The sequence below is a fragment of the Coleofasciculus sp. G1-WW12-02 genome, assembly GCF_040219735.1.
In the GTDB taxonomy this organism is placed as follows: Bacteria; Cyanobacteriota; Cyanobacteriia; order Cyanobacteriales; family Coleofasciculaceae; genus Coleofasciculus.
The window spans coordinates 35,838-56,986 of sequence record NZ_JAVJRX010000179.1; the positions used below are offsets into that span (position 1 = coordinate 35,838).

Here is a 21,149-nt window from a genome sequence, read left to right on the forward strand (position 1 = left end):
AGGAATATTTACAGAATTTAATAACGACTAATCAAAGAGAATTCAAGAATCTAAAAATAATATAAGTTTTTCATGTTTTCCTATCCTTACCTCACCGTTGCTACATATATGCATAGCCTAAATCAGAATACGTCTATCTTAATCGTGGATGATGATCCGAATGCCTTTGATGTGATTGAAGCCCATCTATATCGAGAGGGGTATGATTTATTTTATGCTTCAAGTGGTGAAGAAGCGTTAAACCTGCTCGACTCCGTTGAACCGGATGTGATCTTACTCGATGTGATGATGCCTAAGTTAAATGGGATTGAGGTTTGCCGTACTATCAAATCCGATTCCCATTGGAAACACGTTCCCGTGATTATTGTAACCGCACTCAACTCAAAAGAAGACTTGGCGCGATCGCTAAATGCGGGTGCTGATGATTTCATCACCAAACCCGTCAGCGGAATTGAACTGCGGGCGCGGGTGCGCTCGATGTTACGCATCAAGCAGCAATATGACGCCCTAGAAGCTACATTGCGTCTGCGGGAAGATCTGTCGAATATGATCGTCCATGATTTAAGAAATCCGCTGACTAATATCTTACTTTGTAGCGACTTGTTATTGCAAACGTCCACCAATGGTAAAGATTTACAGCGATTGCAAATCATTGCTGACTCCAGTCGTGAACTCAACTCCATGATCGATAATTTGTTAATGTTGGCGAAAATGGATTCGGGTAAAATGGTTTTGAATCGGACGTTTGTTGATCTCAATGAATTAGTATCTACAGTAACCCTTCAGTTTCAATCGATTTCTGAACAGAAAAATATTCGACTGATCAGCAAGCTAGGAGAATCCCCAGAGTCTCTTTTGATCGATATGAATTTATTTCATCGGGTTTTGGAAAACTTAATTTCCAACGCGATTAAATTTTCACCTCCAGAAAGTTTGGTTATTCTCAGAGTGAGTTATCACGATGAATCCCTGTCCTCAGATTTTCCCAACTCAAAAGCCCAGCTTCAGATTATTGATTCCGGTTTAGGAATTAGTGAAGAACGCAAGCGCCATATTTTTGACAAATATGAAGTGGGAGATTTAATGAGTGGGGTTTCTCAGATTGGCTTAGGCTTAACCTTTTGTAAAATGGTAATTGAGGCGCATAATGGTAGAATATTCGTCGAAGACAACCAACCCCAAGGATCGATTTTTACGGTAATCCTGTAAGGGAAAGGGAAAGGGAACAGGGGTTCGTTCGTAGCGGTTCGTAGGGGTTCGTAGGGGTTCGTAGGGGCGAAGCATTCGCGCCCGTATGTATCGGTTTTCTACTAACATCGCAACGCGAATGCTTCGCCCAATCCCCAATCATCAATTCCCAATAATCCCCAATTTCCAATCCCCAATCATCAATTCCCAATAATCCCCAATTCCCAATAATCCCCAATCATCAATTCCCAATAATCCCCAATCACCGCGATCGCGGAACCAAAACAGATATCCCTTGTGGAATCAGGCGAAATTTTGCTGGCGTAGAAGTGGTAATTTCTCCATCCGTATTAATAGAACGAGGTTTGCGAGTATAAATCTCAAATTCTGTACCATGGAGAGTACGGACTCCCGGTAAATCCGCGTGACGTCCCTGCCATAACGCAGGTAGTATAGATAAAATATGCCACCAATGACGCATTTCCAGACTGTAGAAATCCAGCTTTTGATCATCAATTTTGGCATCATGAAACACGGTCATTCCCCCACCATAATGTCGCCCATTCCCTATGGCAATTTGAATCGTTTTAATCTGAATTGATTCTCCATTCATGCGAATTTCTGCCCGAAAAGGACGCGCGTGCCAAATTACCTTTAATGCTGTAGCTAGGTACGCTAAAACTCCCCAGCGACTTTTGGCTTCTTTGGTAAGGGACTGAGTAATTTGCACACTCAATCCACAACTGGCAACATTAAAAAAGTATTGATCATTAACCAAGCCCAAGTCTATTTTATGAGATCGACCTTTAGCAATCACTTCGCAAGCTTTCAGTAAATCAACGGGAATTTCCAACGTCCGAGCCAAATCATTCGCCGTCCCCAAGGGTAAAATGCCTAATGGTAACTGAGTATCCACTAACCCCTCTATCGCTGCATTAAGCGTACCATCACCACCACCAATGATTACTAGGTCTACCTGATGTTGATAGTGACGGATTATTTCTGGAAGCTTTAGTGGATCTTCGGTTAATTCTTCCAGTAAAGTCACACCCAATTGCTTAAGTTGATCTATGGCTTCGGATAGATGCTCCTGTCCGTGACGAGACTGACGGTTGACTAAGAATAATGCTTTTTTAGGCGGTAACTGGGGATTCATTCGTCATTTGTCCTTCGTTATTTGTAAGGGTTTGAGAACTCCTTACAGAACTGGTGGAGTGTTGAGTTTATTTCCACCGACTTACTTACTACATCTTATCGGTTTGATGCGATCGCACATCTTCTAACAGGTGGATAATTGCATTCCCATTCCACCAGTTGTCCAACCCCTGTAATCCTCATGTAGGGGCGACCCGCTTGGCTTAATTAACAACTAGAGAAACAGGGCGGGTTTACTCACATTGAGGTGCAACCGAAAAGATAGTAGTAAAACCCGCCCCTACAGAGGATCGGGTCGCCCTGTCTTGGTGATCGCCACCTCGGTTATCGGGGTTTAATGGATGTGCGATCGCGTCTTCCGATCGGGATAGATAAGATTAACAGAAACTGTTAAAACTCCATCATTAGATAGGTCGTATTTATTGAACGCCAATGAAATCTTTTTCTTGAGAAATTCAGATAAAGCCATAAGTTAAGCTACCTTTTTTACCTGTGATCTAGTCAACAACAAAAAATATGGTTATTAATGCACGGAGCGTGCGCCCCTACCGTTTTATAACTGAACCGGCTTTTTCTTCCCCCCAAATAATCCCCGAATCCAGTGATATAAGTTATCTACATAAGTAAATAACACCGGCACCACCACCAAAGTTAACAGGGTTGAAGTCGTAAACCCACCAATTACTGCGATCGCCATGGGACTGCGTACCTCGCCATCAGCCCCTAATTCTAAGGCAATGGGCATCATTCCAGCAATCGTGGAAACCGAAGTCATCAGAATGGGGCGTAACCGAGACACCCCCGCATCCACTACCGCTTTAAACTGGGGTTTCCCTTCCTGCATCCCGGCTAAAGCAAAGTCTACTAACAAAATGGCGTTTTTAGTCACCAATCCCATCAGCAAAACAATGCCAATTAAAGCAAACAAACCCAATTCTTTCTGCGTCACTAACAACCCCAGTAACGCCCCACCAACCGATAACGGTAGGGCGACTAAAATCCCAAACGGATACAAGAAATTGTTATACAGCAAGACCAAAATAGCATAAATCGAGAGAATCGCCGCCCCTAATGCTGTGGCAAACCGGGTAAAAATATCCTGCATAATCTTGGCATCCCCAGCCGGTTCCTCAGCCACATCTGGCGGGAGGGGATTCATCGCGGGTAATGCTTTCACCTTTTCTAAAGCATCTCCCAGGGCAATTCCTTCTAAATTTGCCTCTACCGATACCTGACGATTGCGATCAAAACGGTCAATTTGGGCAGGACCACTCCCCAAACGAATATCAGCAACCGCACTAATGGGAACCAGAGTCCCATTTTGACTGGGAACCTGTAAATTTTTCAGGGTACTAATATCTTCGCGAGTTTCCGGGTCAAGTTGTACCCGAATCGGAATTTGCCGATCCGCTAAATCAAACTTTGCCAGATTCGACTCATTATCCCCAATTAAAGCTAAGGATGCCGTGCGTGCGATCGCGCCCACAGAAACACCCAAATCCGCCGCCCGTTCTGGATCAGGCTGAATCACAATTTCCGGCTTGACTAAACTGGTACTAGAAGTAACTTCCACCAATCCTGGAATATCCCGCATCTGCTTTTCCAAGCTTTCCGCCGTTTGCGTCAACGCGGGGGCATTTTCACTCTTGAGAACAATCGATAAATCCTTACCTCCTCCCCCAGCGCCTTGACTTTGGAAACTAATCCGCGCCCCTGGAATAGTTCGGAACACCTGGCGCATTTGTTGTTCAAATTCCTGCTGGGAAACCTCGCGTTCATCCTTGGGTAGCAGGTTGGCGTAGACAGTAGCCGAATTTATCTGATCCGCCGTAGCAAAAACTTTCTCAACCGCCGGATTTTCTTGCAACGACTGGTTGAGTTGTGCCATGATATCTTTTGTGTCACTCAGGGTCGATCCGGGTGGGAGTTCAACCATCACCGTACTCAACCCCGTATCTCCACTACCAAATAAACCCTTGGGAATTAACGGCACCAGTTGTAAACTAGCGATAAAGAAGACAACCGCCATTAATAAAGTCGTAATCCGATGGCGCAATGCCCAATTGAGGATATTGCGGTAAGGGTGAATCCGTTTTTTCCCGGTTCCCTGTTGCCCGTTCCCTTTCGGTTTAAGCAAATAAGCACTCAACATTGGTGTCATGGTACAAGCCACCAGCGTAGAAAACATGGTGGATACAGCCACAGTGACGCCAAAGGGTTGGAAAAACTGACCCGGTATACCCCCCATAAATGCCACAGGAATAAACACCGCCACAATGGTTGCTGTTGTCGCCACCACAGCTAAACCAATTTCTCGTGAGGCATCCAATGCGGCTTGAAAGGGCTTTTTACCCATATCTAAATGTTGGTCGATGTTTTCAATCATACAAATCGCATCATCGACCAAGTTACCTACAGCTAAAGCTAAGGCTAAGAGAGTCATCCCGTTTAGGGTGTAACCGAGGGCTTTCATCACCCCAAATGTGGGAATAATTGACAGAGGTAAAGCTGTAGCTGTAATCAGCGTCACTCGCCAATCCCGCAAAAACAATCCAACGGCAATAACGGTTAGAATACAGGCTAAAATTAAGGCATCAATGGTGGCTTGATAGGAATCCCGAATCGCATCAGCAAAGGTGAAAATCAGTTCAAGATTCACATCGTTTGGTAGGGTTCCCTGCAATTCGGCAACCGCCTCACGCACCCCTTCTTCCACGGTGACTAAAGTGCTACCTGTACTCCGCAGCACCGAAAAAGCCACGACTGATTCCCCATTCAAAGACGCCGCCTGTCGCTGTTCGGCAAAACTATCCTCTACGTCCCCTAAACTGGATAAGGGAACCGTCGCGCCATTGGGGAGAACAATCCGATACCCTCTTAATTCTTCAACCGTATTGGCACTTCCCAGAGTCCGAATATTTTGCTCACTTCCGCCGACATTTCCCCGCCCTCCCGGTAAGTCAATATTTAAATTCCGGATTTGATCATTGACTTGGGTGGCAGTAATTCCGTAAGCTTGTAAACGACTCGGATCAAGGTCAACTCGAATTTCGCGATCCACACCGCCCAAACGGTCAATTTGAGCCACACCGGGTACATTCAGGAGGGCGCGGCTAATCGTGCGATCGACTAAATCGCTTAATTGCTCCACCGATCGCGTCTCAGACGCCACGGCGTAGGTCATAATTGAACCGCCAGCAAACTCTAGACGCTTGACAATCGGTTCATTCACATCCTGGGGCAAATCTTGGCGAATTTGGGCAACGGCATTACGCACATCATTCGTGGCGCGATCGCTATCGGTTCCCAAGACAAAGCTAACGGTAGTGGTGGAAATCCCTTCCGTCACAGTTGAGGTGAGTTCATCAATGTTTCCCAACCCCGCCACCGAATCTTCTATTTTCTTGGTGACTTGAGTTTCTAATTCTGTGGGTCCTGCACCGGGTTGGGTAACCGTTACCATCACGGCGGGGATATCGATATTTGGATTAGTGTCAATTCCTAACCGAAAAAAGGACACCAAACCAAAGATGCCCAAAATTAGGAATAAGACGACAGTAGGAACTGGTTTTTTAATTGACCAAGCGGAGAGGTGGAAAGACATAAACTTCGTTTGTAGTTGCGCTGCGAGCGCCATCAGGTTTAGGGTGAGTGTAATTATAATTGTAATTAATTATCTAAAATTATCTAACCAACGTTCCAAGTCTTCCATGGCTTGAAACGTCAAAATCGTCTCAATCAAACGATCTAATTCTGACAAAGATAATTTTTCTATAGTCGTCATTAGTTCTGGATTAACTGCTCCGAATTTCTGTTCGATGACCAGGGAAATAAATTTTAAATTCTGCTCAATTTTTGCAATAGCAATTTCACCCTTCCTATCGCCGATAAATACTTCCTGCTTGTGCAACTCCTCTAATTCTTGATGACTTAAATTAGCACGACTGGCAATAGTTAACGCTTCTTCTATTTCCGGTACTGCCCCTAGGGATTCGGGAATCATCTCTAAACTGGGGGCAGCTTTGAGAAAATAAATCCATTTATCGCTAAGGGTTTCTAATTCTGATAGTTCTTTATTAAATTTTGGCAACTCTATAAAAATCAATGTTAACTCGTCTCGATAGTTAAATAGCTGTTTTTCTTCCTTGAGTCGAAACCGATTAATCATTTGTGAGCTATTTTTAAATAGCAAAAAATCAGCAATACTCAAAGCAATAAAGGGTCGTAAGGTTGTATACTGTTCTCCCATATCTAATTGGTTCCCATAAGCCTTGGCAATATTGTAAATTACTCGTTTCTCGAATGCTTCAACGTTTAAGACTTGCATTTCGATGATTACTGTAGAGTCATTATCTAAAACTGCCCGAACATCGAGATAAGTATCTTTAAGCGTGCTGGTACTACCCGGATTATAGGGATCGATTATTTCTAATGATTTTATGGTGTTTTTGCCTTCATAAACGATAGCGTTAAGAAAGCTGATCAGGATTTTTTTACTGCGGTTTGAGCCAAAAATTTTCTTAAACGCAAAGTCAGTTTTGGGACTAATAAATCTCATGATCAGTGTTAAGGAAAAACAGCTTAGTTCTCCTACGTTGAGTATAACCCAAACTCCGCTTTGGATTTAGTCTAAAAATAGAGTAATGGGATGGTTACGGGATGAGAATGTTCTCCCGTACTTGTTTGGGACTATTGACCCAATCAGTTGACAACATTAACTTTATCGCCATCTTTTAGATAAGCGGCACCTTTAACAACGACGCGATCGCTCCCAGACAACCCACTTTTAATTTCAACACGATTATCACCGAGGACTTCTCCCACCTCAACAGGCTGGGCTTTGACGGTGTTATCGGGTTGCAGGATGTAGGCGATCGCACTGCCGTCACTTTGGGGCAGTATCGCTTTGGCGGGTAGGGTTAGCCCTTGGGAGGCTGAGGTGGTAATCGATGCCCGTAAAAACATGCCTGGTTTTAATGAGGCTGAGGCGGGTAAATCGATCTTCACCTTCGCCTGACGGGATGCTTCATCCACCATCGGGTCAATTTCCCGAACCTTGCCCGATAGTTTTAAGCTACTATCGGCGTTTGAGGTAATGATCACTGATTGTCCCGGACGAATTTGGGGAAGTTGAGTTTCGGGAACGTTGGCAACCAGTTCTAGGCGTCCGTTTTCGATTATTTTGAATAGAGTTTGGGAGGAGGAGGTGACATCTCCCACACGGGCATCGCGTTCGGCTATTTTACCACTGACGGGGGCAACGACTCGCGTGTTGTTGAGTTGTGCCATGGTGGATTGCACTTGTGCCTGTGCCTGTGCCAGTTGGGCTTCGGCTTGGGTAATGACTTCCCGCCTAGGTCCTGCTTCGAGCTGGGCAAGTTGCTGCTTTGCTTCTCGTAACCGGGCTTGTGCCTGTTCGAGTTGGGAACGGGTGCTGCGTTCTTGATTGTAGACTTCATCTAAGCGATCGCGGGCGATGGCACCTTCAGATTGGAGTATTTTATTGCGATCAACCCGTGTTCTGGCTAATTCTAAGTCTGACTCGGCGGCGGTAACGGCAGATTCAGCGCTGCTGACGGCTTCTTTGGCACGGGCAATTTCTTCACTACGGGAACCAGCCCGGAGTTCTGCAAGGCGGGCTTCGGCTTGAGCAACGGAGGCTTGGGCTTTATTTAATTGTGCCTGAAGCACCGAATCATCAAGACGGGCTAATAATTGTCCCGCTGTGACAACCTGCCCTTGTTCCACTAATACCTGTTGAATCTGTAAGCCTGTAGCCTGAGACATAACTGGACTCATCTCAAAAGCAGCAACGCTTCCTGTGGCGTCTAAGCTGCGGCTGACGCTTTCTGATGCCACTTGGGCTACGGTTACGCTCTGGCTAGGGGCAGATGAGGTGGCAACAGGGGGTGCTGCTGTGGGTGCGTCTGACTGTTGAGAAGAAACTAAACGGTTAGCCCCTAAGGCTAAGAGGACACCAATGCCGATGCCTAAAAACAGCCCCTTTCCTCCAGATAGCCAACCCGGGTTAGATTTGTGAGTTTTAGGTACGACAGAGCCATCTGCATCCTGCTCAAAGGGGTCAGGTTCAGCGTCAGGGACATAGAAGACGACATCGACATCCTGTTTGAGTTCGGCAGGCTTAGGGATAGGAGAAAGATTTAATTTGGTTTTCTTGTTGGGATTTGGGGCTGTCTGAGTCACGGTTATTCCTCTTTTACGGCTCGAGGTCGCTAGTTTTGTAAAGATAACTTAATGAATATTGGGTTACTTTCCTTAACACTACTTTACATTGTAGCGCACTCTTGACCAGGCGGTTGATTGGGGGAAATCCGAAAATTCTGTTCAGGAGGGAAAAAGTACGGATAGATACCCTCTTGGGGGGAGGCTGGAGTTGGGATAGATATAACCTTTCTTTAAGATAGGGCAGGAGTACTCATGTACACATCACCCATTGGAGTTATCCAATTGAGTGATTTGGTGTAAATAAGGCAGATGGCACAAGGGCATCATATAGATCTTCTAGATCTTCAATTGATGATAAATCCAATAAAATAAAGTAAAATTTAGGATTTATAGACAATAAAATTGAATTAGTATACTGAAATACTTTTGATTCAGATACTCGGTTCCCATGTCTGCTGCTGATGGCTACTGCATTCGCGCAATACTACCTGACCCTAATCAGGAATGTTAATCTGAAGTGTGGTTTTGCTCGCATCTGCACTTCTTATGTGTATTAGAATACTTTACCACCTCATTGGTCAGGAGTTGAGACAAAGGTCTCTGGAAACCATCTTGATTATCCCCTTTGTCGTGCCAATTGCCGCGATAGTAGGGTTAGTGGGATATGTGGCTTTCAGCAATGGACAAACCCTCAATGAGGTGGCTTCTCAATTACATCATGATACTCGCGATCGCGTCCAGCCGCCCCTCCCTACTGACTCAGCTACTCCTGCTCTGATTCATCCTATCCCTGTCAATACCATTTATCTAAGTCAGAGCAATTTACCCAGTAGACACATTATACAGCCCTCTAGAGTAGACCAGACCCTCCCAAATTTTCTCGGCAAGGCTTATAGTCAGTTAAATTTAGCTGAAATTAACAAATTTCTCCCGCCTAAAAATATTAACAGGACTACGACGATTATTTTATGTCTAGGATTATTCGTGAGTACGACAGGGATAGTCATTCTGATCGCCCCTTGGATAACTAAGCTAATCTCCCATTCGGCTACTAAAGCCAAAGAAGACTCTCGTGCTCAAGATTTATTTGAATCAATATTTAATGAATCGGCTGATGCAATATTTCTAGTTGATGCAGAAACCCTTTTAATTTTAGATTGTAATCGCTGTGCCGTGGAACTCTTTGAAGCCAAACACAAGCAAGAGTTACTCAATACAGAGGGACATCTCCTGCAGAAAGAAAGGTTTACGGCTGAAAAACTTCATTTTATCGCCCATGAAGTGAAGCAGTACGGATATTGGCATCAAGAGTTAGAATATATCAGTAAAAAAGGTAAGGTATTTTGGGGAAACTTGGCGATTCGAGCAATTGATGTAGCGGGTCAGAAAATGCATCTGGTACGGGTGAGTGATATCACCGGGCGAAAACAAGCCGAAGCCGCCTTGCAAATTCGTCAACGCCAAGAAGCCGCGATCGCGCAACTGGGTCAAGAGGCATTAATTGAGGCAGATTTATCCATCTTAATGGATTGGACAGTTACCCTGATTGCCAAAACTTTGAATGTAGACTATTGCAAAATTCTGGAACGTTTACCGAATGGAGAGGAGTTACTTCTTTTAGCAGGATTCGGCTGGAAAGAGGGATTAGTTGGTCAAGCCACGGTGAGTAGTAAAAAAGAGTCTCAATCGGGTTATACTTTGCTCTGTAGGGAACCAATTATTGTCACAGACTTACGCACAGAGACACGATTTCAGGGGTCACCTTTACTCCAGGAACACGGCGTTGTCAGTGGGATGAGTATGAGAATTCCGGGTCAAAACCAACCCTTTGGTGTGTTAGGGGTGTATACTACCCAGAAACGCCAATTTACGGACGATGATATTTACTTTTTGCAAACGATTGCCAATATCATTGCTACAGCAATTGAGCGCAAACGGGTAGAGGAAGCCTTACGGGAGAGTGCGTTGCGGGAGAGTGCGATCGCGACTGTCTTACAACGGATGCGTCAAACCCTCGATCTTGACAGAATATTCACGACGACAACAGAAGAATTGCGCCATGTCTTGGGATGCGATCGCGTCGCCATCTATCGGTTCAATCCCGATTGGAGTGGCGAGTTTGTGGCTGAGTCTGTGGCGGATGGATGGGTGAATCTGACGACAGAACAGCAAAATGATCCGTCTCTCAAAGCCGATGCTCTAGAATCAGAACGTTGTATCATCAAAACCTGGGATGGTTCAGAAAACCCTTGTGTATCCAATCCCCCATCCGATGACTCGCTACAAGATACTTATCTCAAAGACACTCAAGGCGGTGCTTATAGCCAAGGCGTAACCTATCGAGTTGTCGCCGACATTTATCAAGCTGGATTTACCCCCTGTTATATCAATCTCCTGGAACGATTTCAAGCCAAAGCCTACATCAATGCGCCTATATTTTGTGGTCAAAAACTTTGGGGATTACTCGCCATCTATCAAAATTCTAGTCCTCGCGCTTGGCGAGAATCAGAAATTAGTGTTGTGGTGCAGATAGCCACTCAGTTTGGCGTCGCCGTACAGCAGGCTCAATTATTGCAAAAGACTCAAGAACAAGCCTTAGATTTGGAACTCACTTTAAATCAACTAAAACGCACCCAAGCTCAATTAATTCACAGCGAAAAAATGTCCAGTCTTGGGCAAATGGTCGCAGGTGTGGCACACGAAATCAATAATCCTGTCAGTTTTATTTATGGTAATCTGACCCCCGCTAAGGAATATTTTCAAGATTTAATTCGTCTGATTCAGACTTACCAAAAGATCTATCCCACTCCCACAGCAGAACTTCAACAACTTCTTCAGGAAATTGACCTAGAATTTCTACTCGACGATTGGCAAAATCTGCTCAGATCGATGGAAGTTGGCACCGATCGCATCCGTGCCATTGTTCTATCCTTAAGAAACTTTTCCCGCTTGGATGAAAAAGAAATAAAGCGGGTTGATATTCATGAAGGCATTGATAACACCCTAGTAATCTTGCAGCATCGATTCAAGACAGCAGGTAATAGCCGAGGGATTCAGGTGATTAAACATTATAGTCAATTGCCATTAGTAACCTGTTATGCAAGTCAGTTGAATCAGGTATTTATGAATATTCTGAGTAACGCGATCGATGCTTTGGAAAACCAACCTTCACCACGATTCATTACTATCTCTACTGAGGTAGATTCTGGACTCAAACAACCAACCACGGACGATGGAAAAGCGAAAAAGGACTTTATTGTTATCCGAATTTCCGACAATGGTTCGGGTATAAAGGAAGATATTATGCAAAAAATATTTGACCCATTTTTTACCACCAAGCCTGTCGGTAGCGGTACGGGTTTAGGATTATCAATTAGCCATCAGATTGTCGTGGAAAAACACAAAGGGCAAATCTATTGCACTTCAACTCCTGAGCAAGGAACTGAATTTATAGTAAAAATTCCGTTGGAAAACAGGTGATATTATGTCCGGTTGAATACCCATAATTACGGTGATGGGGAGTAGGGGCTTGGTAACCAAGCCCCTACTTGGTAACTCACACAAATTTTGCTGGTATGGGGATAACCGATTACATCTCGCGCACTAGCGGTTTACCATCTTTCACTTCACCGATTAGCACCACATTAGCTACACCGACAAATAAACCATTCTCTAAAACACCAGGAATATTATTAAGTGTCTTTTCTAATTCACCTGGGTTATCAATAGAATCAAAGGTAACATCAATTACCATATTTCCCTGATCGGTTACCACGGGTCCAGCTTTCTTGACCCCCATCCGTAATTCAGGTTTTCCCCCCAATTTCTCAATCGCCCGCATCACAGGTGCATAAGCCATGGGAATAACTTCTACAGGCAGTTTAAACGTTGAACCTAGACGATCAACCAGCTTACCACTATCGACAACCACAATAAATTGAGCGGCTAGAGAATCCACAACTTTTTCACGAGTATGCGCCGCACCACCGCCTTTGATCAAATTCTTTTGCGGATCAACTTCATCAGCGCCATCAATGGCAACATCAATATGGTCTACGGCATCTAAGCTAGTTAAGGGAATACCATGCTCTTTAGCTAAAACCTCTGCCTGAAATGATGTGGGAATCCCCTTAATATCCTTCAGGTCACCTTTTTTGATGCGATCGCCGATATACTGAATCGCATAAGCGGTCGTTGACCCTGTACCTAAGCCAACAATCGTCCCAGATTTCACCCGTTCAGCCGCCGCTTTGCCGACTTCTTGCTTCATCAGCTTAACGGGGTCAGTTTCTGCACTCATACTAAAATCTCCTTCTTCGTTATGAATTACTGGGGATTGGGTATATTTCATCGTTGGTTTAACGATGCCCAGATTTCAGGGGTCACCCCAAAAGTAAGAGTATCATTGTCGGTAGAGATTTAGCGATCAACGTTACCTGGAATTTGCCAACAAAGACAGACACGGTAAATTTTTAGCACAATGATCTGCCTTTACCGTGTCCTGCGGTGAGCGCGGGTTTTCTAACGCCGCCTTTGTCTGTGTTCGAGTTAAGTGGGTTTGGCTTTTGATTCAGACCAACTCTAGGAATTATTCGGTTGTGCCGCCAAAAGTTCCTTGAGTTTTGCCAAATCAGCCGCCCACCGGGGGTCAGGTTGAACTGAACCCGAATCGGGTGTTTGGGAGGGGGAAGAACTCCGTTTGGATTTTTTATTACCCCCTCCCCGACGTCCAGGAGCACTACCACCACCTCCAGATGGGCGAGATTCCTCCTCACTGGCACTTTTTGACTTGGGCTGGGCTTTTTCGATTTTCAAGGTGCTGTCTTTAAAGACGTGACCGTTGAATTGCTCAATAATTTGCTCAGCCAACTCATCATTGGGAACGGTGACAAAGCCAAAGCCGCGACATTTCCCCGTTTTGCGATCTTTAATCACTTTTGTGGAAACCGATGGACTCGCTTCGGCAAAAATTGCTTGCAGTTCATCGCGATCAACGGGTTCTTTAGGCAGGTTGCCAACGTAAAGACGAACGGACATGAGAGATACCTCCAGATGTGATTGAATTTCAAATCCATGAGCATACACCAGCAATTGGGGTAGCTCAGGATCGAGAAAATGGATGAACTATTGCTACGTCCAGATATTTTTCCACTGATCCTGACCAACCTCAACAGCACAGACTGATGTAATAAAATCAAACTCTTTTGACCATTTACACGGTTTAGCTACGACCCTTTTATGAACTCTGGGTCGTAATTATTAGGTTTGAAGCTAATGCTTGGGCTTATATCTCTAATTATTACAGAATATTTACACTATTGTTAACCTAACACAAATTGCCGTAGGCAAGCTAGTATAACAGAAATATTTGGGTTTTTAACCAGATGTGAGCGATTGAGGACTCACGAGTAGGGCTAATCAAGTCGGATCAGGGATAACTCTTAAGGACAAACAGTGGCGGACGCTATGAGATAGGGGCGTGGTAAAGGATTCAACCGATGCGATCGCACCTCCTAATTGTTTGACTGTCCCCTTGAGATCATCCATTTGGGCCTCTGTCCAGTGACCCCGATACAAAATCGCTAAACCCCCCGGTTTCAGGAAGGGTAGAGCGTAGTCCGCACAAGCCGATGCCGAACTCACGGCACGAACGAGGGCGATATCATACCGTTGGCGATGGTGACGTTGTTGTCCAACTTTTTCTGCCCGACCGAGTACAGTGGTAGCATTAGGCATGGCTAACTGGGGAATCAGGCTATCGAGAAAGGTAATTTTTTTGCGCGTCGAATCGAGTAACGTCACCGAACTCGAAGGAAGCGCGATCGCGACAGGCAATCCCGGAAATCCTGCACCTGTACCAATATCAATAATTTTCAGCGGTTTCTCCTCCCCTGACAACCAAGAAACCACCCCTCGTAGCGAATCCCATAAATGCTTTTCCCAAAATTCCTCCGGTTGGGTGATGCGGGTTAAATTCAACTGACGATTCCCTGCCACAATCTCAGCATACAGGCGCTGAAACTGCCGTTGTTGACTTTCATTCGGTTGCCAATTTAAGGTTCCCCGCCAAACCTCAACCATCTCCGGGAGCAATTGTGTATTGTTCATTCGACTGTTCCCTGTTAAGAGTTCCCTGTCTAATGACAAAGGACAAATGACTAATGACTAATGACTCGTAACAGCCGCTTTTTGTCCCAGACTAGCCGGATCAACGGAGTTAAGTTCACCCTGTTGGATTGTCCAACAGCAGTCAGCAATTTGCAATAACTCACTCGCATCGTGAGTCACAACCAGTAAAGTCCAATGGGACTTGAGTTTTAAGAGCAAACTTGCTAACTGGCGGCGCATTGACCAATCCAGTCCGGCTGTTGGTTCGTCTAGCATCAATACTGTTGGTTGGCGAATCAATTGAACCGCTAAGGCTAAACGTCGCTGTTGACCGCCACTGAGAGCATGAGGGGACGTATACAGAGAAATCTCACCGAGTCCAACTTCACTTAAAGCTTCCTGAACCCGTTCTGAACCCAATTCTGGGTGTCCCATTCGCAATTCCTCTAGCACCGTACTCCCACAAAAGTGCCGTTCAGGAAACTGAAACACCAATCCGGCGAGTTGTTGCAAGTGATCAGGCGTCAGTTCCTGTTCACCCCAGAATATATCGCCCGATGTCGCTTGAGCTAAACCTGCCAAAATTTCTAATAAAGTGGTTTTGCCAGAACCACTGCGACCGATAATCAGTCCTAGTTGTTGCGGTGCGAGTGTTAGAGTCAGACCTTTTAAGATAGCGGTGGGGGTAGCGGGCGGGTGATAAGTTATATTTTTGAGATAAAGCATCCAAATCCGTTGAGCAAAAAGATGGTCGGATCTTCTTCATTGTGGCATCGATTGTCTTAGGATTGCGGACGGAACCTCCAATTACCGCCAACGTCGAACGTTAACAGACATTAGTTGTAGTTAAGACATGAATCATTGGTTGCCAACCCCCCGACGAACCGTAAACGCTTTAGCTGGTGCAGCGATGATGGTTGTCAGTTTTTGGGTGACTCCGAGTTTAGCTGGCGATCCGTTTCGTCCCAGTAATCCCCGCAATATTGGCGATAATACGGAAGCAGCATTTGAATCGATTTTCAAACAGGGCAATTATCAAGCCGCCAAAGACCACCTCCAGCAAGCTAAAGCGAGTGAGGGCAATGATCCGCTAGTCTATGCCATGCTCGCTGCGATCGCGTACACTGAGCGAGAGTTAGAAGCCCTGAATAATTACGCCACAAAAACCCGAACCACGGCTGAACAACTGATCACATCTGATCCACTACGCGGCAATCTTTACACCGCTGTCGGTCACTTTTTAGAAGGGACTTATAACTTTGAGAAAGAAGGTCCGGTTAGAGCGCTGAGTAAACTCCAGAAAGTCTTTCAATATTTAGACGCCGCCAAAGCAATTGATGCTACAGATCCAGAACTCAACTTGCTCACCGGTCACATGGATTTGATGCTAGCTGTCAATGTCCCCTTTGCTGACCCCGCTAATGCCATTGAAAAGTTAGAAACTCATGGCTATCCCAAGTATCTGACGTATCGGGGGATTGCCGTTGCTTATCGAGATTTGAAAAAATATAATCAGGCGATGGATTATGTCGAACGCGCTCTGGCAATGACGCCGGATAATCCCGAAGTCTTATACCTCAAAGCCCAAATATTAGTGCATCAAGATAAACCTGAAGCAGCGCTAGACTACTTTAAAAAAGCCTTAGAAAAACGGGCGCAACTTCCCAATTATTCGACGGGTCAAATTGTCTATGAGCAGTGTAAAGCGCAAGAAGAGGTTGATAATGTTGATCGGGATTGTCGGGGAGAACGCGATCGCGCTAGACTTGGAAATTAATAATGTAGAGACGTAGCATGCTACGTCTCTACACGGTGGGGGGTCAATCAACTATCCGCCCCACCTGGAACCCAACTATCAAAATATCAAGCATTCAACGTTTCAGTTCGCAATAGAGCCTTACGCAATCCATTTGCGGCTTCTTCCATTTCTACTAATTTATTAAGAGCCAGCGCAATATCATCTTCAACGTTCAAAAGTTTAGCGGCTTTCTTTACAGCTTTTTGCTCTTCAGATGAGTAATTTTCATCGGCACGAGCCATTTGAATGGCGTGATACAACAATGTCCTCGACGATGACCAAGTAGAAACATCAACCATAATATGGGATAATAATTCTTCCAACTTAGCACTTTTGTAGTCAAAGGATTTGTATTTTTCCATAAGTTCTTCTGGAGCGCCAACCATTCGCTGATGGTTCAGTAACCAGTTCATCTCGCCTGTTGAAACCTCTCCGTCAGCTCCGGCAATAGCTAGCAGTGCATATCCATAGTTAAGGTATGCTTCGTAGGGAGCTTCAGAAATTCCCAGGTTTTTTTTCATGTATTGAGAAGCCGGAACAACTTGTTTCTCAATGCTCATATTTTATCTCCTTTTTTGTTGAAATAAACAGAAGAAAATACTTTTATTTTTTTACCATTAAGTTTTTTTTTGTCAATACGACTAAAATGGTTTTGGCGATCACTAAGAGCTTGACGAGTAGCCTGAACTTGAGGCATCGCCTTGAGTTGGGGCGTTGGGGCGTTGGGGCGATTGGGCGGGTTCACGCCGCCATAGTGATTTAGGCGATAGCCATAAACAACCAAAGCCTTAGTCAATGGTGCGTTACGCTTCGCTAACACACCCTACTAACATGACGACAAACCCAATCTAATTAGGCGTGTCACTGGTTTATATTTACAGCACTTTCTGGTCTGATGCGATACCTGGATCAGGGCGCACGTCTGTGCGCCCCTACCGGATGAATCGCTAGATTGATTGGGAATGTCCTTGGTTGACGGATTGACGCTGACGCAATTGCCCTAAAGTCCCGCCAAAAACCCCAATTAAAAACAATCCGAATAGTGCGGAGGGTTCTGGTACATCTTTGGCAACAATAAAGGCATTATCCTGAATGTTGGTAATATCAGTATTGCGGCGGATAATATCAGAAAGTGTCGTATTGCCAATATCTGGTCTCAAATTCAGTAGATCCTGATCCGCCAGATAAAAGAAGCGATCGCCATCCTGTAAACGCTGGAATTGATCGGAGATAATTACATTGAACAGTTCGCCAACCATCCCACCTTTATAGGCGTCTTCAGCAATTCCCCCCATCCACAAATCGACTAAATCAATGTTATCTTGACCATCGGTTGTGCCGTAAATATCTCGGAAGCGCTGGGCAATTTCGGCGTTGGATGTAATTTGATCGAAACTCGTGTATCCGCCTAAACCCAACGCCCGACGTGCTTCATTATAACCGGGAAGTCCATGATCGCGTCCCCGTTGAATATTCACAGCGGGTAAATCCAATCCACCGTTTCCGGCGGGGAAGAGGAAATTGCGGACATCATCGACGATGAATGCATCAATAGTTTGCGATTTTTGAGAGGCTAATCCTAAAAGCAATGAATCAATCCCGTTATTGGTAATTTCTTGGGGATTAAAGAAACTATCTCTTAAGGAAATACTCCCCGCCGATGTACCATCATTGTTGATCCGTTGCAATTCTGGGGATAGCATGGTGTGACCGACTCGGTAGGCGGCGGTGGAAAATTCGTTGCTGATACTGGGGTTTACGGTTTCATCGTAGCGACTATAGGGATCGAGCGCCCCCTCACCCAAGAGTAAAGGCAAAAACTCATTGTAGGTAATTGCCTGAATTTGGGCACCGACAATCCGACGGGCGGTTTGGTAAGTATAGTCGTCTACAGAAAGTCCAGCGTTAGCCGCTTTTTCAGGAGTTGTCGGATCAGCCACAATTTCCTCGGCTAACCGATTGTGTTCTCGTACAAAAAGCGTATGAACTGCTGTTAAGCCAATCTGTTCATTTGCCCGCACATCCCCAGCGATAAATAAATCCTCAGAGTTGACACCAAAGGGATTGGCATTAGGCAAATTGGTAGTATTGAAGGGTAACAGATTACCCGCACCGGTTTTGAGTTTTCCGCCGTCTCCCGTGCGTAAAAAATTTGCCCGTTCTAAGTCTGATCCATAGACACTCGACCCATCAATATAAGCTGTAATCGCGTTAACTTGTTGGCGGGGATTATTACTATCTGTACCTGTTCCTGGTGCGGCGACATTTCTATTAAAGGGAATCTCTGATCCAGGGGTAAAGATTAAATCATTCTCTGGAACGATGATGGGTAACGGTTCTGCACCTTCAGGCGGATCAGTCAAGTCGATGTCATGATCCAGGAATTGTCCCCATTGCCATAGCCAATCGCTGGCGTGGAAGGGATTGGGGAGTGATTCGGATTGAGCTGCGATCGCGTTACTGATGGCGCGAGGGTTGGGGCGATTCATACCCGCAGGCGCGGAAATTCCATCACTGTAATCGGGTTCGAGGAGGCGAATCAGTTCAATTTCGGCTTCACCCCAGCTCGGATTATCCAGGTTATTGTTTGACCCGTCAATCGACCTAAATTCTATGGCTTGGGCGGGTAGGGATAGGGCAAATCCTACGCTAGCAAAACTGGTTAGGGTAAGCAGAGTGTGACGGATTTTGCGAGCAGTCATCATAGTTGAATTACACCTTGATAGTTATGAATGAACTGAAAACTTATGGTTCAGGAAAGTACCTGAAGGTATCAAATCATAAAATTCAGTTCTATCTATTACTCACGATTAAGCCGCCATTTTTACGCAAAAAGCGAATATTTGTTACATTTTTTCACAAAACCGCTCAGGGTTTACCTGCTATAGCAGTAGACACATTGATTAGGACAAGCGAACTGTTGTCAAGACTGCCGCCGGAACACCTCTACCAGGTTTTGGAGATTGCCGATCAAGGGGAATTTTGATAACGGGCGATCGCAGCCATGGCTTTTTCTTTATCGCCATAGTGCGATTGGATAGTTTGGGCGATCTGAACCGCTCGCTTATGCTCACCTGTAGCCGCTAACCGAGGCACAATCCCTACCCTTGAAGCCGCATCAAATAATAAGCTATGGGAATAATTCCAAACGAACCCAGATGCATCGACATAACTGTCATTGCCAGATTAGGATGCTTGTGCTTTAATAAATCTGCGATCGCAAACCCCTTGGTTACAAAGCCCAAGACAAAGCTAATCAGCAGTAATCCGGCTGTCACACCATATAGAAAAGCTATGTTTGCGGAACTATCCATGGCGCTGATCAGGAATAACGTAGCAAAGCCCAAAACAACAAAGAAAAGATACACCCAGAATTTAAACATTCCTTGGCTAATATTCTTTAAATACCCCCGACGCTGACAAAAGGAAAGACACATCGCCGCCGATAAAATCGAACCAATTGGAGCCAGAGGAAATATTACACTTAAGAAAACAGAACTAACAAAACTAGCCAACAGATAAAACCCATTCGCCAATCCTGCTATCAAAAAAGCTTTTCGGTAAGGAATCAATTCTCGCTTGCACAAGATAAAGGATTCAATTAAAACCGTAGCCAATAACGGTAATCCATACCCGTACATCAATGAAATAGCCGGAAGTGTAATTAGACTGGAGGCGAATAACAATTCTCTGTTCAATCCACCGCAAGCCATGGCGGGTAATGTCAGCATTAGCAGTAACCAGACTGTACCTCCTGTCACCTTAAGCCAAGAGAGTCTCGGCTGTTGCAGCTTGAGGGGGACACCAGGGTAAGGGATAAGGGGAGCAGGTGTCAGAGGGAGCAGAGTCATCTCCAGCGTTGGCTTCTGTGTCATCGGTATTCTCCAGCAACTCGTGTTATGTCCCCTCTAATCAGTCACGTCTTTGAGAACCCATCGACTCCTCATCGACTTAGTTTAGACGGGGTTACTGGACTATATCTCTCTAGTTCAGGAGGCTTATGCAATGCATTCCACATTTATATGCTCTAGTATATCTTTAGCGGCTTCTGCTCTTCATAACCGTCTTCACCCCATTGGATATCTTTTTCACCCAGTAGGGTGTATTTTTTTGATTAAAAATATTGTATGAATAATTAAATAATAATTGTCATTGTATCACTTTATTAATTAAAATCCATATTTATTGTTCTGCGAAATAAAATAGAATTAAAAAGATACATAGGTGTAATCATGCAATTTAGAAACGAGAACTTTTCAGGGTTGCCTCGTTTCCTCCATCGCTCTTTTTCGCTTCAGAGGACAGGGGCAAAACGATTAGCAAGCTCAAGGTTAACCAAAGTAGTAACACTAACCCTTGCCGTTGTGTTAACAAATTTGGAATTCACCTTAGCTCAAGCTCAAGTTCCTGGAAATAGCAATATTAACCCACCAACCTTCCAACCGTTACCCTCTCCTAGATTGCCCGGGCGTGACCTACAAGTAGAGCCTTTTCGACCTGCACCAATTCCGGCTCTCTACGAACATCCCGATTTCTTTGAGGAGGGACATGAAAAGTTTGAGGAACAAATCGACAATCTAAGACAGAGAAATAGGCAAGAGTCTTCCGAAGACGAGGACGAGGTACTCACAATTGAAGAGTCAGCGTACTGGGAAAATCAAAACCATGGAGAGAGTTGGTTGATAAACAAAGCCTACCTTGACCTAAATTAAGT

Annotated in this window: 19 protein-coding genes; 5 read left to right on the plus strand and 14 right to left on the minus strand. The window is 44.9% G+C overall.

All coding sequences use genetic code 11. The features are described from left to right. Positions 1-72: 72 nt before the first annotated feature. A complete protein-coding gene (locus RID09_RS28105) occupies positions 73-1,209 on the plus strand; it encodes a hybrid sensor histidine kinase/response regulator (protein WP_446339209.1) in 1,137 nt (378 codons plus the stop codon). Between the two features lie 241 nt (positions 1,210-1,450). Here the strand turns inward: RID09_RS28105 and RID09_RS28110 are convergent, their stop codons facing one another. The 5 genes from RID09_RS28110 to RID09_RS28130 form a co-directional block, all read right to left on the minus strand. Further along, positions 1,451-2,344: a lipid kinase gene (locus RID09_RS28110; protein ID WP_446339210.1), complete on the minus strand. Its 894-nt coding sequence runs from the start codon at positions 2,342-2,344 to the stop codon at positions 1,451-1,453. A 333-nt stretch (positions 2,345-2,677) separates the two neighbouring features. Next, the gene (locus tag RID09_RS28115; RefSeq protein WP_446339211.1) at positions 2,678-2,812 is read right to left on the minus strand and encodes a hypothetical protein; all 135 of its coding nucleotides are present in this window, start codon (positions 2,810-2,812) and stop codon (positions 2,678-2,680) included. Between the two features lie 84 nt (positions 2,813-2,896). Next, the gene (locus RID09_RS28120) at positions 2,897-5,947 is read right to left on the minus strand and encodes an efflux RND transporter permease subunit (RefSeq protein WP_446339254.1); all 3,051 of its coding nucleotides are present in this window, start codon (positions 5,945-5,947) and stop codon (positions 2,897-2,899) included. A gap of 69 nt (positions 5,948-6,016) precedes the next feature. Beyond that, positions 6,017-6,901: an Rpn family recombination-promoting nuclease/putative transposase gene (locus tag RID09_RS28125; RefSeq protein ID WP_446339212.1), complete on the minus strand. Its 885-nt coding sequence runs from the start codon at positions 6,899-6,901 to the stop codon at positions 6,017-6,019. A gap of 143 nt (positions 6,902-7,044) precedes the next feature. Beyond that, positions 7,045-8,493, minus strand: a complete 1,449-nt coding sequence (locus RID09_RS28130; RefSeq protein WP_446339255.1) for an efflux RND transporter periplasmic adaptor subunit — start codon at positions 8,491-8,493, stop codon at positions 7,045-7,047. 582 nt (positions 8,494-9,075) lie between these two features. On the opposite strand from RID09_RS28130, the gene RID09_RS28135 reads away from it, so the two are divergent. After that, on the plus strand, positions 9,076-12,009 hold the full coding sequence (locus RID09_RS28135; protein WP_446339213.1) for a GAF domain-containing sensor histidine kinase: 2,934 nt from the start codon (positions 9,076-9,078) through the stop codon (positions 12,007-12,009). 109 nt (positions 12,010-12,118) lie between these two features. On the opposite strand, the gene rpiA is transcribed toward RID09_RS28135, so the two are convergent. The 4 genes from rpiA to RID09_RS28155 form a co-directional block, all read right to left on the minus strand. Further along, positions 12,119-12,829 carry a ribose-5-phosphate isomerase RpiA gene (gene rpiA / locus RID09_RS28140; RefSeq protein WP_446339256.1) on the minus strand — a complete coding sequence of 237 codons (711 nt, stop codon included), beginning with the start codon at positions 12,827-12,829 and terminating at the stop codon, positions 12,119-12,121. 281 nt (positions 12,830-13,110) lie between these two features. After that, complete coding sequence (locus RID09_RS28145) at positions 13,111-13,566, minus strand: RNA recognition motif domain-containing protein (RefSeq protein WP_446339214.1); 456 nt, start codon at positions 13,564-13,566, stop codon at positions 13,111-13,113. A 381-nt stretch (positions 13,567-13,947) separates the two neighbouring features. Further along, positions 13,948-14,637 carry a 16S rRNA (guanine(527)-N(7))-methyltransferase RsmG gene (gene rsmG / locus RID09_RS28150; protein ID WP_446339215.1) on the minus strand — a complete coding sequence of 230 codons (690 nt, stop codon included), beginning with the start codon at positions 14,635-14,637 and terminating at the stop codon, positions 13,948-13,950. Positions 14,638-14,694: 57 nt separating this feature from the next. Beyond that, the gene (locus RID09_RS28155) at positions 14,695-15,363 is read right to left on the minus strand and encodes an ABC transporter ATP-binding protein (RefSeq protein WP_446339216.1); all 669 of its coding nucleotides are present in this window, start codon (positions 15,361-15,363) and stop codon (positions 14,695-14,697) included. A 127-nt stretch (positions 15,364-15,490) separates the two neighbouring features. Here RID09_RS28155 and RID09_RS28160 point away from each other — a divergent pair, with 127 nt between their 5' ends. Beyond that, positions 15,491-16,414: a Sll0314/Alr1548 family TPR repeat-containing protein gene (locus RID09_RS28160; RefSeq protein ID WP_446339217.1), complete on the plus strand. Its 924-nt coding sequence runs from the start codon at positions 15,491-15,493 to the stop codon at positions 16,412-16,414. An 86-nt stretch (positions 16,415-16,500) separates the two neighbouring features. Here the strand turns inward: RID09_RS28160 and RID09_RS28165 are convergent, their stop codons facing one another. The 3 genes from RID09_RS28165 to RID09_RS28175 form a co-directional block, all read right to left on the minus strand. Further along, positions 16,501-16,995 carry a TerB family tellurite resistance protein gene (locus RID09_RS28165; RefSeq protein WP_446339218.1) on the minus strand — a complete coding sequence of 165 codons (495 nt, stop codon included), beginning with the start codon at positions 16,993-16,995 and terminating at the stop codon, positions 16,501-16,503. Further along, positions 16,992-17,132 (minus strand): hypothetical protein, encoded by a 141-nt coding sequence (locus tag RID09_RS28170; protein WP_446339219.1) that lies wholly within the window; start codon positions 17,130-17,132, stop codon positions 16,992-16,994. The genes RID09_RS28165 and RID09_RS28170 overlap by 4 nt, the downstream gene beginning before the upstream one ends. Positions 17,133-17,382: 250 nt before the next feature. Beyond that, complete coding sequence (locus tag RID09_RS28175; RefSeq protein ID WP_446339220.1) at positions 17,383-19,140, minus strand: peroxidase family protein; 1,758 nt, start codon at positions 19,138-19,140, stop codon at positions 17,383-17,385. A gap of 23 nt (positions 19,141-19,163) precedes the next feature. Here RID09_RS28175 and RID09_RS28180 point away from each other — a divergent pair, with 23 nt between their 5' ends. Then, complete coding sequence (locus RID09_RS28180; RefSeq protein ID WP_446339221.1) at positions 19,164-19,421, plus strand: hypothetical protein; 258 nt, start codon at positions 19,164-19,166, stop codon at positions 19,419-19,421. Here the strand turns inward: RID09_RS28180 and RID09_RS28185 are convergent. Further along, a complete protein-coding gene (locus tag RID09_RS28185) occupies positions 19,406-19,531 on the minus strand; it encodes a hypothetical protein (protein WP_446339222.1) in 126 nt (41 codons plus the stop codon). The genes RID09_RS28180 and RID09_RS28185 overlap by 16 nt on opposite strands. Positions 19,532-19,536: 5 nt before the next feature. Beyond that, positions 19,537-20,310, minus strand: coding sequence for a hypothetical protein (locus RID09_RS28190; protein WP_446339223.1), 774 nt, complete (start codon positions 20,308-20,310; stop codon positions 19,537-19,539). 489 nt (positions 20,311-20,799) lie between these two features. Between RID09_RS28190 and RID09_RS28195 the strand changes: the two genes are divergently transcribed. Further along, positions 20,800-21,147, plus strand: a complete 348-nt coding sequence (locus RID09_RS28195; RefSeq protein ID WP_446339224.1) for a hypothetical protein — start codon at positions 20,800-20,802, stop codon at positions 21,145-21,147. The last annotated feature ends 2 nt before the right edge of the window (positions 21,148-21,149 follow it).